The sequence below is a fragment of the Shewanella sp. 4_MG-2023 genome (assembly GCF_030548015.1).
Taxonomy (GTDB): domain Bacteria; phylum Pseudomonadota; class Gammaproteobacteria; order Enterobacterales; family Shewanellaceae; genus Shewanella.
The window spans coordinates 37973-54116 of the sequence record NZ_JAUORL010000025.1 but is presented as its reverse complement, the minus strand read 5'-3'; the positions used below and the strand labels follow the sequence as shown (position 1 = coordinate 54116).

The following is a 16144-nucleotide window of genomic DNA, read 5'->3' as shown; positions in this document are numbered from 1 at the left end:
TAGCCTTGAGGAGTTGCCCGAAGTGTTAAATGATATTGAGCTGATAGGCAGCTTCTCTCCTGACATTGTTGAAGATTACACTAAAGCCAAGAGCTATGTGCGAGATATTCCCACCCAGGCTTTGGTGTTTGTCAGAAGTTTTACCCATCAAGTTGCTGCGTTAATCGCGGCTAAGCAGTCGCTAAAATTCACTAGCCCCAATTTATATGATCGCATCGAGCAGTTAAATCGCATGCGCTTGATTGATGTGCCTACGACGCGCGCGCTACATAAACTTCGTAGTGACGGTAATCGTGGCGCTCATCCTGAGAAATACCATCTAACCCAAGAGCAATTGGTTACGCTCGCTGAAAAAACCATTAAAAATAGCTTAGGGTTAATTGAGCTGCTATATCCGAAAGTCCACCAAAAAGCTGCGCCAGCATATAAATTTGAAGCTTTTGATTCTTTTGCTGGGCGAGAGTTGTGTTATCAAGCTGTCATGCATAATGATCCCCAAGCGCAATATCTGGTGGGGATGTCGCTCAAGTCAAAAGCATTAATGCAACAAGAGCAGGAGCAATCACTGCAGCAACCTGAACTTGAACAGGCCGAGTCAATCAGCACCTTTAAACAGGCGGCTTACTGGTTTGAGCTTGCGGCAACGGCGCATCATCAAGGTTTATTTGAACACGGTGTGGCGCTACTGCATGGTTACAGTGGTCATAAAGACGCGCTAAAAGGCGAGCAAGCCATTGAGCAAGCAGCACAAGCAGGTGTGATTGAAGCTAAAGCCTTATTGGGTTATTTCTATTTAGTGGGCTCTAAGCAGTTTCCGCAGGATATGGCATTAGCCGCGAATTGGCTTGAACAGGCCGCCGTGGCAGAAAATGCAGAAGCGATGTCGAATTTGGGGGTGCTGTATTATCAGCAGCAACAGTTAACCGATGCATTTGAGTGGATTAGTAAAGCCGCCCAGACAGGTTATCCCCATGCGCAATACCATTTAGCCTTAATGCTCCATAATGGTGAAGGCTGTGAGGCTGATGCTAATACCAGTGAGCATTGGTTGGCAGAAGCGGCTGAGCAAGGTCAGCTTGATGCCATGTTTGCCCGCGCGCAGCACATGTTAAATGACGATGCTGGTTTGGGTAGCGATGGCTGTTTAGCCGAGCGCTACTTACGTGATGTGATCAATTATGGCCGCAGTGTCCCTGCTATGATTGAACTGAGTGTCGCTTTGGCCGATGGCATGTTAGGCCGCATTGATGTGGTGGAATCGGCATCCTTGTTAAAGCTGGCAAAACAGCATGCGAATGAACAACAAGCTGAAATTATTGACCCCATTTGGTTGTCGCTGCAAATTCAAATTGATAATGTGATTGGGCTTAAGCCCAGTGAACAAGAGTTAAAGTCATTGCAATATGCGCAGCATATTTTGGCTTAATCGTTTCATACATCCCAGATACCAAAACACCGCCAGCTGGCGGTGTTTTCATTGGTATAGCTAAACGGTAAGCAGCTTGTTAATCAGGATTGTGCTCGAAAGTGCGACCCGTGTTGCTGGGTTTGGCTTTTCGGAACATCTCTGATTTGTAGATAGATGATTCTCGCTGCATGTTGGGATTGCTACGATAAAACTCATTTGCTTGAGACTGCTGGCTGAAAATAGGCTGCATTCTAGGGGCTAGGTATTTACGCCCTAATAAGTTCAATCCGATGAAGCTGACTAGAGCAAACATCAGTAAAAACGGTAATAACACTAACGAGGTCAACGAAATCCCGATCACTAATAGCAATGATAATAGTGGGTGAAAATTCCCTAGGCGCTGTTTTAAATTTGTTTGATTAAACATTTGGTTAAAGTTCATTGTTACTCCTAAAATAACCTTTGAACATCGTCATCAAAATAGCACTGGATGACGATGAATTTAATACTTGAAGCATGACTATCGATGATCCCAGCGCCTAGGTCACGTTAATCATGGTTAATGTTTGTGCATTTTTGCGGCAATCTGGGCAGCAATTTGAGCCAAATTTTATCGTCAGTGATTGTGTTATGAAAAATGGGCTGGCTTATATTGCAGTATTGGGCGATTAAACCTGCGTGACAGCCGTTTGTTTTATCGCTTCTTCTACACTGCCACAAATGATATTTCTTAACCAAAGGTGACCCGGCGCTTGGCTGTTGCGTTCATGCCACAGTAGTACATAGGCCATGGGCATAAACTCAAATGGTAGCGGAATTTCAACCAGTGGATAAAGTAGTGCAGCATGCCTTGCAAAGCTCGATGGCAAAGTAAAAATTAAGTCACTGTGGGCGCAAATACTGGCAGCGCCATAAAAATCTGGCACGGTAGAGCTAATACGCCGATGTAAGTTTTTCTCTGCAAGATGGTAATCCAGCGCCCACCAATCATTGCCTTCACAGCGCACCTGCACATGAGCCATTTGCAGGTACAGCTCTCTATTCCAGTGACCGGCTTTAATTTGTGCCATTAGCGGATGATCTTGGCGGATTAAGCACACTTGCCTATCTTTAAATAAGGTCTGATATTTAATCCCATCAGGCAGTTGCTCTATTTTCAAATCAGCTTGAGGATGAGTATCACGACCTGCAATGCCAAAATCGATTTGCCCCAACTGTAAGTCTTGCATCGACTTTTCAGTCCACACATAAGAGTCTAACTTTACATTGGGTGCTTCTCTTAAAATGGTGCCGATAAAATACGGTAGCAAGGTTTCGTAGGCGCTTTCGACCATGGCAAATGAAAAATGCTGGTGGCTACTGGCAGCAATAAAGCTTGGTGGCTGCACTATTTGATGCAAACTTTGCAGAAGTTGAGGTAATTGTTGGGCAAGATTTACCGCATGGGCAGTGGGCTTTAACCCATGAGCTGTACGCTGAAATAGCGGGTCGTCTAAGGTTGCCCGTAGTCGGTTAAGGCTTTTGCTTAACGCTGACTGACTTAAATGCAGGCGGTTTGCGGCGCGAGTGACCGATTGTTCTTCAAGTAAGACTTGTAGAATGACCAGCAGGTTTAAGTCTATTTTAGCGAGATTATCAATATTCATGTGATATTCCTCAAGGGAAATTTACTTAGGAAATAATACCATTTCTATTCATACCATGAGTAGTCTAAAATGCCGCCCAATTAATGATTATCATGCAATGTAAGAGACCAATTAAATGAGACGTAACCTGCTACCGATACTGATGTTTATGGTGCTATTGAGCCCATTAGCCATCGATATATATTTACCATCAATGCCAACCATGGCATTAGAGTATGGGGTCAGCGGCAGTCAAATCCAGTCGACACTGGTGTTGTTTTTGTTTGCTATGGGGCTTGGACAAATCCTTATTGGGCCATTAGCCGATCGCTTTGGCCGTAAGCCAATCGCCTTATTCGGTATTGTGTTATATGGCGTGAGCAGCCTAGTTGGCGCGATGGCGGTGGAGTTTGAAGTATTGCAACTTGCACGTGTTCTGCAAGGCTTGGCAGCTTGTTCTACTTCGATTGTGGTATTCAGTGCGGTTCGAGACTGTTATACCAGTCAAGAAAGCGTCAAAATGTACAGTTATTTAAATGGCGCTATTTGCGTTATTCCGGCACTGGCACCAACATTGGGCGGCTTATTAGCCCTGCAGTTTGGCTGGCGTTCAACCTTTATCTTTATGGCGCTGTACGCCATCATCGTATTGGCTATCGTTATTTTTAAATTCCCTGAAACTCGCCCAGCAAGCACAGACACTAGCGGTAAGCTTTATCGCTGGGGACGTTACAAGCCAGTATTAAGCGACCCACACTTCATGTTTTATGCTGCAACCTGTATGGCAGCAATGGCATCTATCATCACCTACGTATCATATTCGCCTATGTGGTTAATTGGCCATCTAGGGGTCAGTGAGTTGGCATTTAGTGGCTTATTTGGCCTCAATGCGGCAGTCAATATTGCGGCTTGTTTTGCTGCGCCAGTGTTAGTTAAGCGCATTGGTAATCGCCCAGGTGTGGTGGTGGCATTAACCTTGATGCTCATCGCGGCAGTCCTTGAGGTGGTGATGCAACTTGTAGGACCTGAAACCGGTTTAGCTGCAGGCTTTAGCTTTATGCTACCTATGATGCTGCTATGTATTGGTTTTGCGATATTACTCGGCCCAGCAACTTCAATGGCATTATCAGCCTTTGGTGAGCGCGCCGGTACGGCAGCAGCTATGTTAGGTTGTATTCAAATGAGCGGCGCATCAGTATTGGCGGCGTTAATTCAAATGACCGATATCACCGCACCTTATGCGGTAGCGATATTAATGGGCGGCTTGTCACTGGTGCTACTCATTATTATGTCATCAAAACGCTTGAATCATTTACATGTTGAGCAAGTTCATCCTTAAATTATAGGTAAGTCTTATTTAAATCATGGTGTTATGATTTAAAGGGTGCTAAGTCAATAAATCAGTCAACGCCGCAAATTAGTTTGCGGCGTTTTAATTTATTTAGATTATAAAATTCAGTTACAGGCTCTTAATTACACAGCATTCTTATTTATTGTAATTGGTATAAAATGGTCTTTAATTGTATTGATATGTTCAAGGAGTGGGTTATTAGAATTATCTGTAAAAGTTGTGGCTACCCACAGTCGGCTTGTATCTGTGATAGCGTGACTAAGATGGAGGCTAAAACTGAGGTGATTGTGCTGCAGCACCCCTCTGAAGTTGAGCATGCAAAAAATACTGTTAAATTGCTGAGTTTAACCCTGCCGCAAACTCAAGTGGTGGTGGGTGAGAGCGCTGATGACTTTGCGCCATTGCGACAACAGCTGGCAAGGGCCAATAAACCTGTGTATCTGGTGTATCCCTGTGAAAATAGTCAAAATGCAGCGGACTCGTCAGTACCAGCAGATTGCTGCATTTTATTAATTGATGGCACCTGGCGAAAAGCATTCAAAATGTTGCAGCTTAATCCGTGGTTATTGGAGCTTCCGGCATTGCATATTGAATTTGAAGGGGTTTCACAATATCTTATTCGCAAGGCCAAACGTAGCGACAGTTTATCAACACTGGAAGCCACCGCTTATACATTGCAAGCAATCGATAGCGAACTTGATATCAGCCCGCTATTTAGCGCCTTTGATGCCATGGTGCAACATAAGCTCAATGCCATGCCTGCTGAGGTGCGAGCCCGTTATATTGAGTCTAAAAACAACCAGGAAGGTTAATTGTATGTCGCTAAACTTATATTCAAACAGTCTATTAAGGCTAATGAGCAAGCTATTACTGCTTTCAAGTTTGCTAGGCGTTATTGCCGTGGCTGCTCAGGCATCTGATAAGCCGCGACTGACCTTGTCGCAACAAGCTGAGCAAGGTCGAATCGACTCGAAAAAGACGGAGCAAAGTCAGCTTGAAAAAGCCCGCCAAGCAGCCAGCGACACCAGCAGTCGTGAGCAAGAAATTATTGAACGCCAAGAGCCTGGTGAGTGGCAACAACAGCAGTTAGAGAAATCTCAAGCGCAGTTTCAACAGCGAGAATCTCGGGCGGATAAATATTTGCGTGAGGCTAAAGAAGCTGCAGCTAAAGAGCGTAAAATCGAAGAAAAGTAAGCGCTTTGGCAATGCAGCACTATTAACTAGCTGATTAGCGCTTTATAGCCACCGGTTTTTGCATCGGCAACAAATTCCAGATAGTTATTAATACTGTCTAAACTGTCCTCATGGTAATGGGACACATATAGCAGCTGACTGAGGTTTTCTCTGGCGATCAGTTCTAGGGTATTTTTGACTAAGCGAATACCCAGATAATCTAACCCTTGATAGGGTTCATCTAAAATCAATAATGTCGGCTGTTTCACTAATGCTCTGGCAATTAACAATAGTCGCTGTTGGCTGTAATCCAGTTGCTTAAACGAGACTTTGGCATAGTGGGACATATGCAAAATGCTGAGCCAATCTTGGGCGATATCTTGCTGGGCTTGGGTGGCTTTTTGGTACAGGCCGATAGAGTCATAAAAGCCGGATAAAATGACCTCTTTAGCGCTGCAACCGACGCGATACTGCAAGTGTAATGCCGATGACACCATGCCGATATGCTGCTTTATTTCCCAAATACTTTCTCCAGTGCCACGTTGCTTACCAAAGATATGAATATCATTGCTGTAGCATTGTGGGTGGTCGCCAAAAATAAGCCCTAACAAGGTACTTTTACCACAGCCATTGGGCCCTTTTACCTGCCAGTGTTGGCCTTTATCAATGCGCCAATTAACCTCAGTAAAAATGGTTTTATCACTGTAAGCCACCTTGCCATTTTTAAGTTCAAAGATGGGGTTATCAAATGGGCTTTGATGGCGGTGGCGCTGCATGATAGCCAGCATCTGCTCGCTTTGGACTTTAGATTGGGCGGTAATTTGGCTTATAACAGGGTGTTGCTCCCAGCTGGCTTTATCCATGATGCTATCAAGTTTGCTGTGGCTGAATATAGCAATCTGATCTATCCATGTGGGCATATCTTCCTCGCGAGAAAATATCACCATCATTTGAATATCAAGCTGACTTAGATAAGCCGTTAAGCTTTTACGATGGCTAATGTCGAGCCCTGAATAGGGATTATCTAACACTAAAAAATCCGGCTCGCTAGCAAGGGCAATGGCTAGCATCACGCGACGGGTTTCGCCCGTTGAAAGTTCACGAAACCCGCGCTGTTGCAGCTGAACTAAATCAAGCTCCTCAAGCAGTTTGTCGGTTAATGTTTGCTTATGGCAATGGGCAAAAATTAATCCCGCGACCGTAGTGCCTTTATCGGCATAATCTAAAAAGTCACTGTCATCATTGGCGAGTTCAAGTGCTAATAACCTTTGTTGCTCAGCGAGTGAGACCTGAGCAACTCGGCCTGAGGTTTTATGTATCGAACCTGCGGTGACCTCAATGCTTGATGTATTTGATGTGTCAGAGCCAACGCCCACAGGTACATCTGCTAATAAGTCACCGAGCATGGCGCCAATATCACTGTGGGCGCTGAATACTCCCCAGGATTGGCGATCTTCAATTAACCACTGTTCAATCTCCAATGAGTTACTAGCACCGGCTGCGGTTAATTGCTCAAAGGTGATTTTCATGGGCTTGGACTCTCGATTTAAATTTAATAGTGGCCATAGATTATCAACACAATGTCATCAACCATAGTGTTTATTGAGCCACTCTACATAAATCGACACAATTTCAAATGTGCTTTGGATAACAAAATATTTAACAATTCAAGGGATACGCTGTAGATTGAAATACTACAAAAATGATAAAAACATGGATGATTTATGCGCTTAACGATACTTGCAGCTTGCCTTGCGGTTGCCTCTGGCACTTTTTCTGGTTCGATAATGGCTCAAACCCCTAACGCAGCACAACTTGCAAGCGATGTTGAAGCTAAGGTGTTGGAGTGGCGCCGTGACTTACATCAGCACCCTGAACTGTCTAACCGCGAGTTTAGAACCAGTAAAGTGATTGCCAAACACCTTGAGTCTTTAGGCTTAGAAGTACAAACCGGCATTGCGCACACTGGTGTAGTGGCGATATTAAAAGGCGCAAAGTCTGGGCCGCTAATCGGCATTCGCGCAGATATGGATGCGTTGCCAGTCACAGAAGAGGTTGATTTACCTTTTGCCTCCAAAGCCACTGATACTTATCGTGGCCAAAAAGTCGGCGTGATGCATGCCTGTGGTCATGACACTCATGTGGCGATGTTAATGGGCGTGGCAGAGAATCTGGTCAAGTCTAAAGACAGCCTCGCTGGCGATGTGATGTTTATCTTTCAGCCCGCAGAAGAAGGCGCGCCAGCGGGTGAAGAAGGCGGTGCAGAGTTAATGCTTAAAGAAGGCTTATTTGCTAGTCGTAAACCTGATCAAGTGTTTGGTATGCACGTGACCTCAAGTATGCCCACAGGGATGATTGGTTTGCGAGCAGGCCCTGCGATGGCTTCAGAAGATTCATTTACGATTACGGTAAAGGGTCGCCAAACCCATGGTTCTCGTCCTTGGGGCGGGGTGGACCCGATTGTGGCTTCAGCGCAAATAATTAATAGCGTACAAACCATTATTAGTCGCCGCGTTGATGTGACTAAAGCGCCGGCAGTGGTGAGTTTTGGCGCCATTAATGGCGGTATACGCTCGAACATCATTCCTGATGAAGTTGAGTTGATTGGTACTATCCGAACCTTTGATCAAGATATGCGCGCCGACATTAAAGTAAAACTAGCTGAAATCGCGACGCTTTCTGCTCAAACCCTCGGCGCCACAGCCACCACAGAGATTGATGCAGGTTATCCAGTTACGGTTAATAACCCTGAATTAGTCGCAAAAATGCGTCCGGTTATTCGTGAGGTTGTGGGCGATGATAATCTCATTGAGCCAGGGCTTATCACCGGCGCTGAGGACTTCTCCTACTATGCGCTTGAAACGCCGGGGCTGTTTTACTTTTTAGGGGTGACGCCAGCAGGCACAGATCCTGCCACTGTCGCCAGTAATCATTCGCCAGCATTTTTTGTTGATGAAAAAGCCTTAAAAGTGGGCGTTGAAACCATGACTCAGCTGGCATTAACTGCGCTAGGCGCGGTGAATTAAGCGATAAAAATACTAACAACGGGTTGTAGCAGGCCTGTTGTTCATTGCAATGACTTACAAGGAAACCATTATGAAACGCAACATCAGCGCGTTATGGGTATTACTCAGTTGCTGGGTGAGTACCGCGGCGATGGCCACCACAGTCGAGGATATCAATAGCTTTACTCTGGATAATGGCATGAAAATTATGGTGCTAGAAGATAGCAGCATACCCAATGCCAACATGTATTTGTTTTGGAAAGTGGGTTCTCGTAATGAGGCACCGGGCATTACTGGGATCTCGCATTTTTTCGAGCACATGATGTTTAACGGCTCAAAAAAGTATGGCCCTAAGATGTTTGACCGCACCATGGAAGCCGCGGGTGGCGCTAATAATGCTTATACCACTGAAGACACCACGGTATACACCAATTGGTTTCCTGCCAATGCGTTAGAAACCATTTTTGATCTCGAAGCTGATCGCATCGCTAACTTAGATATTAATTCGCAGATGGTAGAAAGCGAGCGCGGTGTGGTGCAATCAGAGCGCACCACTGGGCTTGAAAACTCCAACTGGCGCACCTTGCAACAAGAAGTAAAAGGGGCGGCGTTTAGAGCTCACCCTTATAGCTGGCCTGTGATTGGCCATGAGTCAGATATTGCCGCCTGGTCGCTAGCGGATTTACAGCAATACCATAAGACTTACTATGCGCCCAACAATGCTGTGGTGGTGATCGCAGGTGATGTTAAAACCGCGGAGGTGAAGCGTCTAGCGAAGCAATATTTTGGCGTCATTGCCGCCCAGCCCGCGCCATTAGCCGTTCGCACTGTAGAGCCGCTGCAAAAAGGTGAGCGCCGAGTCTTTGTTGAAAAAGCCTCTGTCACTACCCCTAATGTGCTGCTGGCGTATCATGTGCCATCCACGAAACATGCCGATTATTATGCGCTAGATATACTCAGCACTATTTTCAGTGAAGGTAATAGCTCACGGCTTTATCAAGGCTTGGTGGATAAGCAACTGGCCTCCGATGTGATGTCATATTTGCCCATGTCATTTGACCCTAATCTGTTTTACTTTCTTGGGGTCGCCAATGCAGGGATTGATGCATTGCAATTAGAAGCCTCAATGATTGCCGAGATAAACCGTATTGCCCTTGAAGGCGTTAGCGAGCAAGAGCTTGAAAAAGTGAAAAACATCAAGCTAATGGATTTTTATCGCACCATGCAAACCATCAATGGCCGCGCTAATACTTTAGGTCGTTATGAGCTGTATTTTGGCAGTTATGACAAACTATTTAGTGCGCCTGCAGCCTACAATAAGGTAACCGTTGCTGATATTCAGCGTGTTGCGCAAACCTATTTACGTAAGGCCAATCGCACCGTGGGTGTGTTAGCCGCCACAGAGGGAGCTGACTAATGATGTCATTGATAAAGCTTAAAAAGACCAGCGCCTTAACGGTATCAGCCATAGCGCTTGCTTGTGGTGTGGGGTTGGCGGGCTGCAAAGCCACGACTGAGTCAAGCAAGCCCCTCGATACTGGCAGTTTCAGTATGCCGCAATATCAATCCATTACCCTTAAAAATGGCTTATTGGTTAATTTGATGGTGCAACAAGAAGTACCGATAATTAACTTTAATGCCGTTGTGCGCGCAGGGGCGGTAAACGACACCACATCTGGGGTGTCGTATATGACAATGAAAAGTTTATTACTGGGCGCCGGCGGTAAAAGCAAAGCTGAAATTGAGCAGATGGTGGACTTTCTCGGTGCAAGCTTATCTACAGCGTCAGGGCGTGAAAGCATGATGCTGGAAGCGGATTTTATGAGTAAAGATCTTGATACCATGCTCGATATTATTCAGCCAGTGCTCATAAGCCCTGACTTTGACCATAGTGAATTTGAAAAACTCAGACAGCGCGAAATTGTTGGCTTGTCACAAGCGAAAGAAAGCCCACGGGCGGTAATCGGTCGTTACTACAATAAGTTGATATTTGGTGAGCATCCTTACGCCAATCCGATATCAGGCAACAGTAAGTCATTAGCTGATATTAATGTCACTCAGCTACGGGCCTTTCATCAAAGTTATTTTCAGCCTAAAAATACCGCCATTAACGTGGTGGGTGACTTTGATATCGCAACCATGAAAGCCAAGCTGACAACGGCATTTGGTGGCTGGAAAAACACTGACACTGCGGTGCAGCCTGATTTAACACAAGGGCTAGCGCCATTAACTGCCAGTAAGGTGTTATTAGTTGATAAACCCGATGCCATTGAAACCACTTTTGTTATTGGCGGTTTGGGGATTAAGCGCGATAACCCTGATTATGTGGGGCTAACGGTAGTAAATACCATTTTAGGGGGCCGTTTTACCTCATGGCTTAATGATGAGTTACGGGTTAACGCCGGGCTCACTTATGGGGCGCGTTCTGGCTTTAGTGCCTATTCTGCTGCAGGGGTGTTCTCTATCAGCACCTTTACTAAAACCAGCACCACCAAAGAAGCCATGGATTTAGCTTTAAAAACCTATGGCCGTTTATGGGAGCAAGGCATTGATCAACAAACCCTAGATTCAGCCAAAGCTTATGTCAAAGGTCAGTACCCTCCTAAGTTTGAAACCGGTGGCCAACTGGGCGAGTTACTGGCTGATATGTATATCTATAACTTTGATGATGCATTTATTAATGAGTTTCAAGCCAAGGTCGATGGGCTGACATTAGCCGAAACCCAGCGTCTCATTAACCGTTACTTTCCAAAAGACAATTTGCAGTATGTGCTTGTTGGTAACGCGGCTCAGATTGCCGATATTGCCAAAGAGTATGGTGAGGTTACTAAGGTGAATATTACCGATGTGGGCTTTGGCCAATAAGCTATCTCAGCGCGGAACAGGTTAAATAAACAAGCCTCGCATTATTGCGAGGCTTTTTGTTGGCTGCATTATGTGATTGGGATGAACCACTTAGTCTGAACCACTTAAGCCAGATTGATGTTTGAAACTTACCGTGGTTAAAACCTAAAACCTAAAACCTAAAACCTAGCTGGCGCCAGCAAAGTCCAATTGACGCCAAGCTTCATAGCTAATAATCGCCACTGAGTTAGACAGGTTTAAGCTGCGACTGTTAGCCGTCATCGGAATACGTAAGCGCTGCTCAGTGGGAATCGACTCAATGACATCCATAGGTAAGCCACGGGTTTCGGGCCCAAATAACAATACATCATCAGCAGCGAACGACAGCTCAGTATGAGGACGACTACCTTTGGTGGTGCAGGCCATAATACGTTTACCTGCCATGACGTCAAGGAAGGCTGCAAAATCTTTATGACGGGTGATATTGGTTAAGTCTGAGTAATCTAAGCCGGCGCGTCGAAGTTTTTTCTCTTCTAAATCAAAACCTAATGGCTCTATTAAATGTAGCTTAGCGCCATTATTGGCACAAAGACGGATAATGTTACCGGTATTAGGGGCAATTTCTGGTTCATAAAGCGCAATATGGAACATGGATAGCTACCTTCATTGATTGAGCTGGGAATTATACGCAAAACCAGCTGCTGGTGGTAATCAATTCACAATGTTCAATTCGAACGGCAGATCCGCTCAGGCAGGCTAATCACCACCTTGAGCCCATGGGGGGCAATATTGCTGGCATGTATCTCGCCTTTATTGAGCTTGATGGCGGCTTGGGTAATCGCCAGACCTAAGCCCCAACCACCTGATTCTCTGTCTCTTGAACTATCAGGGCGATAAAAAGGCTTAAATATTTTCTCTAACTCAACGTCTTCAATACCAGGACCATCGTCTTTAATGGTAATGACGACCTGTTGGTGTTGCTTTATTGCAGTGATTGAAATGTCACTATTGGCATAGCGAATGCCATTACGCAGTACATTTTCAATCGCCCGAGAAAGCGCTTTGGGGTAGTGATCTAGGCTAATGTTTTCTGGTATATCAATGAGTAATCTTTTCTGTTGTTGCTCGGCTTCAAATTCAGCATCATCAAGAATTTGACTGAGAGACTCGGCAAGTTCTAAGTGGACTTTATTTTCAGTATTACTGATGGTCACTCGCGATAAGGTCAGCAATTCTGCAATCAAAGCTTCTAGCTGCTCAGCTTCATAGCCAATGCGCTCAATCTCGACGCTGCTTTGTTGTTTTTTGCGAGCCAGCGCTAAAGAGAGTTGTAAGCGCGTTAAGGGGGTACGCAGTTCATGGGAGATATCACCCATTAGGCGCTGCTGGTTATGCATCATGGTTTCAATGGATTGCGCCATGGTATTGAATGCTTGTGCTAACTCGCCCATTTCATCGCCTCTGGCGGCAATACTGTCATCGACTCGAGCGCTTAAATCGCCGCTAGCAAGAGCGTTAGAGCTATGCTTGAGTGAGCGAAGTGGTTTGCCTAAATACCATGCTAAAAAGCCACATAATATGCCAGATAAGATCATGGCGATAATAGTGGTTAATAATTTATGGTCATTAAAGAAAAAGAACCAAGGTCTAGGGTGGTTATCTGGTACGCGACTGTAGATGCGATATTCTTGTTCCCCAGCAGTAAAAGTGTAAGGTCCAAAAATCAATTCATCACGGAACTGATGGCTCATTGGCGCGTTAAACTCTTCACTAATCAGCAAGAACTCTCTAAAGGTTCTAGGGACTTGCCTGCTATTAATCACAAGGTCTTGGTCATTGGTGATATAGAACTTAATCATTTTGCCATTTGGACTGCGATGGCGATGCAAGCGTTTTAAAGCTTTGTGATCTTCGAGTAATTTAGGATCTTCAATAAATGGTTTAGCTGTGCGTTTAAGTAGCTGTTGCTGCTTGGCTGTCATTGGCTGTTTGTCGTGGTTTTGCTGCAATAAAGGCAGTACAGCCACAAAGCCAATAATTAAAGAGCTGCCAAGCCAAAAGCCCAGCAGTAATTTGACAAATAAACGATTTAACGAAGATAGCTTAATCATTATGGGATCCAGATATAGCCTTTACCACGGATGGTTTTTACTCGAGGGCGACCATCGTGACGTTCAGGTAATTTTTTGCGCAGATTGGATAAATGCATGTCTAAACTGCGGTCAAATGGCATCAGTTTTTTACCCAAAACGGTTTCACTGAGCTGCTCTTTAGTGACCAAATCGCCTGCTTGAGTGATCAAGCTATGAAGCAATGAGAATTCAGTGCCGGTAAGAATAATAAGCTGATCATTACAGTACAGCTCTTGTCTGGCTTGATCTAAGCTTAAATCACCAAAGCTAATGGTATCTTGGGCGCCTGCATCTGCTTGAGTGAGGCTAGAACGGCGTAAAATAGCGCGTATACGGGCCACTAATTCACGATCGTTAAACGGTTTTGGCAGGTAGTCATCAGCGCCAATTTCTAACCCTACTACTCGGTCAATTTCATCGCCTCTGGCGGTAAGCATCAGCACTGGAGTTTGCTTTTGGGTGCGCAGGGCGCGCAGCACTTCAAAACCATTGAGTTTTGGCAGCATGACGTCTAATAAGATTAAATCAAAATCTTGATTCTGCGCAAAGTCTAGCCCTTGCTGACCATCAAATGCTTGAGTTAATTCAAAGCCTTCTAGCTCTAAAAGCTGGGCTAATAACTCTGATAAACCTGCGTCATCATCGACTAATAAAATTCGACTCATGGGATCCTCGCTCAATAATAAGCATTCACTATATAACGAATGAATAGCCAAGTTTAGCAACATTGCACTCTTTTACATATTGGCCAACTAAGCTGTGGTTATTGTTTAGTGATAGCTATAAATGGGCTGGAACAAGCAATAAACCAAGCTGGTCAGTCTAATCAAAATAGCCAATAGCGAGTGCCACTTAATAGCACTCGCATTGATAATGTTACCAGATAAAAAATTAGACGGCTTTTTGCTTATAGCGCTTAATTTTTACCACAATATAGGTAAGTAAAATTGAGCCGGCAATTAACCCAACAGAGAACACCACGTTTTGCAGTGCCATAGGGTTAAGGACCAACATGCTGCCTAAGCCTAGCATCATGATCCCAGACATTAACTTAAGTACTTCACCTTCTTTTTCAGTGAGCTTACGTTTACCTAATGTGGCAGCAAAAACAATGACAATCGTCGCTAATGGAATGATATAGATAAGGTTATAAGCGATGAGGTATAAATAGCGCTGCACGGTATCTACCCCTGAGATTGATAACACTGAGGTGTAAATCATCGGGAAACCCGCGGTGCAGAGTAGCTCGTAAGCATTGGCCATAATTGCCAGTAATGCCGAACCCAATATTAAGCTTGGTAAAGAGCTAGCTTTAGATAATTTGCCCATGCGTTTGATTAAGCTGCCGCGGTTTTCAACTGACATAGACAAACTGACATCGCCTTTACCAAAAAAGAAATCTTTAATATTCACTACTGCCGCCACCAGTGCGATAACTCCTGCGCTAGTAATTATCCAGCCGCCATCACCACCGCCAAGTAACTGGAATAAGTTTAGCCACGCGCTCATAAAGATAAAGTAAATAAAGCCCGAGAAAAACACAAAGATACCGCCCACTAATAACATGCGGCCACGACTACCGGCATTCACCATAATGCTAAGCAAAAATAGCAATACGAAGAAGGCACAAGGGTTAAAGGCATCGACGCCGGCGAGGACTAAGGTCAACACAGGAAGTGACATTTGCTCTGGTTGTACTGCACCAATTAACGGAATATCAACGGGCTGGATATGTGGCGTTGAATCGAGCTTTGCTTGTTCGCTAGTAGTCGTACTAAAGTTCATCCCACAAGTGCTGGGGTTATTTGGATCTGAATCATCAGCACAGGTTTCAAAAAGCGGGCTACTAGCAGTGGTTTTTTCGGTATAGAAATCAGCCATTAAGTCTTTGCTTGGCAAGCTGCCTGCATTTCGTTGATAACAAGCCTCTAGGCGCTGCAGAATATAGCGTCCGGTGACATCATGGCTGTTGTAGCCAGTAATGGCTTCGCCACAGACGGCGACATAAGGCACTGACTTGGGTTCAACCCCGGTTAATTCGCCCACGGCCATGAGTTTGTCGACACTGCCAGGCTCGCTAATAAGGTAATCTTGTAAATGAATCCAGCTATAGCGCTCTGCTAAGGCATCTATAAAAGGGTGAGCCTCCTTACAATGTGGGCAGGTCGCAGACCAAAAAAAGTGTAAGTTAATCTCGGGGCCGGCTTGGGTTTGATTAACCCAAATACTGGCATTGGGTTCGTGAGGACTGGGTGTCACGTTACTTTGTGCAAAACCACAGACAGAAAATAATAAACTACTAATAAAAATGATATTGCTGACAACTTTGTTCATCCATAACCTCAATTCAATCATTTACCGCATTTCGTCACTCATAACATCAGTCATTCACTCTTAGCTGCAGTCTTTTGTCACATGCGCTTAAATTATCTCTGATAAGTCGCACTCGCTATAAAGCTAATGTCTCATAATGTTAACTACTTAGCGCTAACTTTGATGTTACAAGTGTAACTTTGTTCATTATGAAAATGATCAAACCTTTAATACGTGAGCTTGCTCCCATTCTCTGCATCGAGGTCGTGATTATGGGCAATTTTATTGAATAA

14 protein-coding genes are annotated in these 16144 nt (G+C 44.8%); 7 read left to right on the top strand and 7 right to left on the bottom strand.

Features of this window, described 5'->3' with window-relative positions:
* Positions 1-22: 22 nt before the first annotated feature.
* The gene (locus Q4546_RS14065) at positions 23-1426 is read left to right on the top strand and encodes a tetratricopeptide repeat protein (RefSeq protein ID WP_303446464.1); all 1404 of its coding nucleotides are present in this window, start codon (positions 23-25) and stop codon (positions 1424-1426) included.
* Between the two features lie 79 nt (positions 1427-1505).
* On the opposite strand, the gene Q4546_RS14060 is transcribed toward Q4546_RS14065, so the two are convergent.
* Both Q4546_RS14060 and Q4546_RS14055 read right to left on the bottom strand, forming a co-directional pair.
* Entirely contained in the window at positions 1506-1850 is a 345-nt protein-coding gene (locus tag Q4546_RS14060; RefSeq protein WP_102440157.1) for a hypothetical protein, read from the bottom strand.
* A 226-nt stretch (positions 1851-2076) separates the two neighbouring features.
* Complete coding sequence (locus Q4546_RS14055; RefSeq protein WP_102440158.1) at positions 2077-3054, bottom strand: LysR family transcriptional regulator; 978 nt, start codon at positions 3052-3054, stop codon at positions 2077-2079.
* Positions 3055-3169: 115 nt separating this feature from the next.
* On the opposite strand from Q4546_RS14055, the gene Q4546_RS14050 reads away from it, so the two are divergent.
* The 3 genes from Q4546_RS14050 (at position 3170) to Q4546_RS14040 (ending at position 5578) form a co-directional block, all read left to right on the top strand.
* Complete coding sequence (locus Q4546_RS14050) at positions 3170-4372, top strand: multidrug effflux MFS transporter (RefSeq protein WP_102476595.1); 1203 nt, start codon at positions 3170-3172, stop codon at positions 4370-4372.
* A 191-nt stretch (positions 4373-4563) separates the two neighbouring features.
* Positions 4564-5196, top strand: a complete 633-nt coding sequence (locus Q4546_RS14045) for a tRNA-uridine aminocarboxypropyltransferase (protein ID WP_303446463.1) — start codon at positions 4564-4566, stop codon at positions 5194-5196.
* Positions 5197-5200: 4 nt separating this feature from the next.
* Positions 5201-5578, top strand: a complete 378-nt coding sequence (locus Q4546_RS14040; protein ID WP_241901066.1) for a hypothetical protein — start codon at positions 5201-5203, stop codon at positions 5576-5578.
* Between the two features lie 26 nt (positions 5579-5604).
* Here the strand turns inward: Q4546_RS14040 and Q4546_RS14035 are convergent, their stop codons facing one another.
* Positions 5605-7086 (bottom strand): ATP-binding cassette domain-containing protein, encoded by a 1482-nt coding sequence (locus Q4546_RS14035; RefSeq protein WP_303446462.1) that lies wholly within the window; start codon positions 7084-7086, stop codon positions 5605-5607.
* A 258-nt stretch (positions 7087-7344) separates the two neighbouring features.
* Between Q4546_RS14035 and Q4546_RS14030 the strand changes: the two genes are divergently transcribed.
* From Q4546_RS14030 to Q4546_RS14020, 3 genes are all read left to right on the top strand, one after another.
* The gene (locus tag Q4546_RS14030; RefSeq protein ID WP_241901070.1) at positions 7345-8583 is read left to right on the top strand and encodes an amidohydrolase; all 1239 of its coding nucleotides are present in this window, start codon (positions 7345-7347) and stop codon (positions 8581-8583) included.
* 70 nt (positions 8584-8653) lie between these two features.
* Entirely contained in the window at positions 8654-9979 is a 1326-nt protein-coding gene (locus Q4546_RS14025) for a pitrilysin family protein (RefSeq protein WP_102476591.1), read from the top strand.
* On the top strand, positions 9979-11427 hold the full coding sequence (locus tag Q4546_RS14020; RefSeq protein WP_303446461.1) for a pitrilysin family protein: 1449 nt from the start codon (positions 9979-9981) through the stop codon (positions 11425-11427). Before Q4546_RS14025 ends, Q4546_RS14020 begins: the two co-directional genes overlap by 1 nt.
* 165 nt (positions 11428-11592) lie before the next feature.
* On the opposite strand, the gene trmL is transcribed toward Q4546_RS14020, so the two are convergent.
* The 4 genes from trmL to Q4546_RS14000 all read right to left on the bottom strand — a co-directional run bounded on the left by trmL (position 11593) and on the right by Q4546_RS14000 (position 15872).
* Positions 11593-12057 carry a tRNA (uridine(34)/cytosine(34)/5-carboxymethylaminomethyluridine(34)-2'-O)-methyltransferase TrmL gene (trmL, locus tag Q4546_RS14015; RefSeq protein ID WP_102476589.1) on the bottom strand — a complete coding sequence of 155 codons (465 nt, stop codon included), beginning with the start codon at positions 12055-12057 and terminating at the stop codon, positions 11593-11595.
* 74 nt (positions 12058-12131) lie between these two features.
* Complete coding sequence (locus Q4546_RS14010) at positions 12132-13517, bottom strand: ATP-binding protein (RefSeq protein ID WP_102440167.1); 1386 nt, start codon at positions 13515-13517, stop codon at positions 12132-12134.
* On the bottom strand, positions 13517-14203 hold the full coding sequence (locus Q4546_RS14005) for a response regulator (RefSeq protein WP_102440184.1): 687 nt from the start codon (positions 14201-14203) through the stop codon (positions 13517-13519). The genes Q4546_RS14010 and Q4546_RS14005 overlap by 1 nt, the downstream gene beginning before the upstream one ends.
* A gap of 226 nt (positions 14204-14429) precedes the next feature.
* On the bottom strand, positions 14430-15872 hold the full coding sequence (locus Q4546_RS14000) for a cytochrome C biosynthesis protein (RefSeq protein WP_102531191.1): 1443 nt from the start codon (positions 15870-15872) through the stop codon (positions 14430-14432).
* Between the last annotated feature and the right edge of the window lie 272 nt (positions 15873-16144).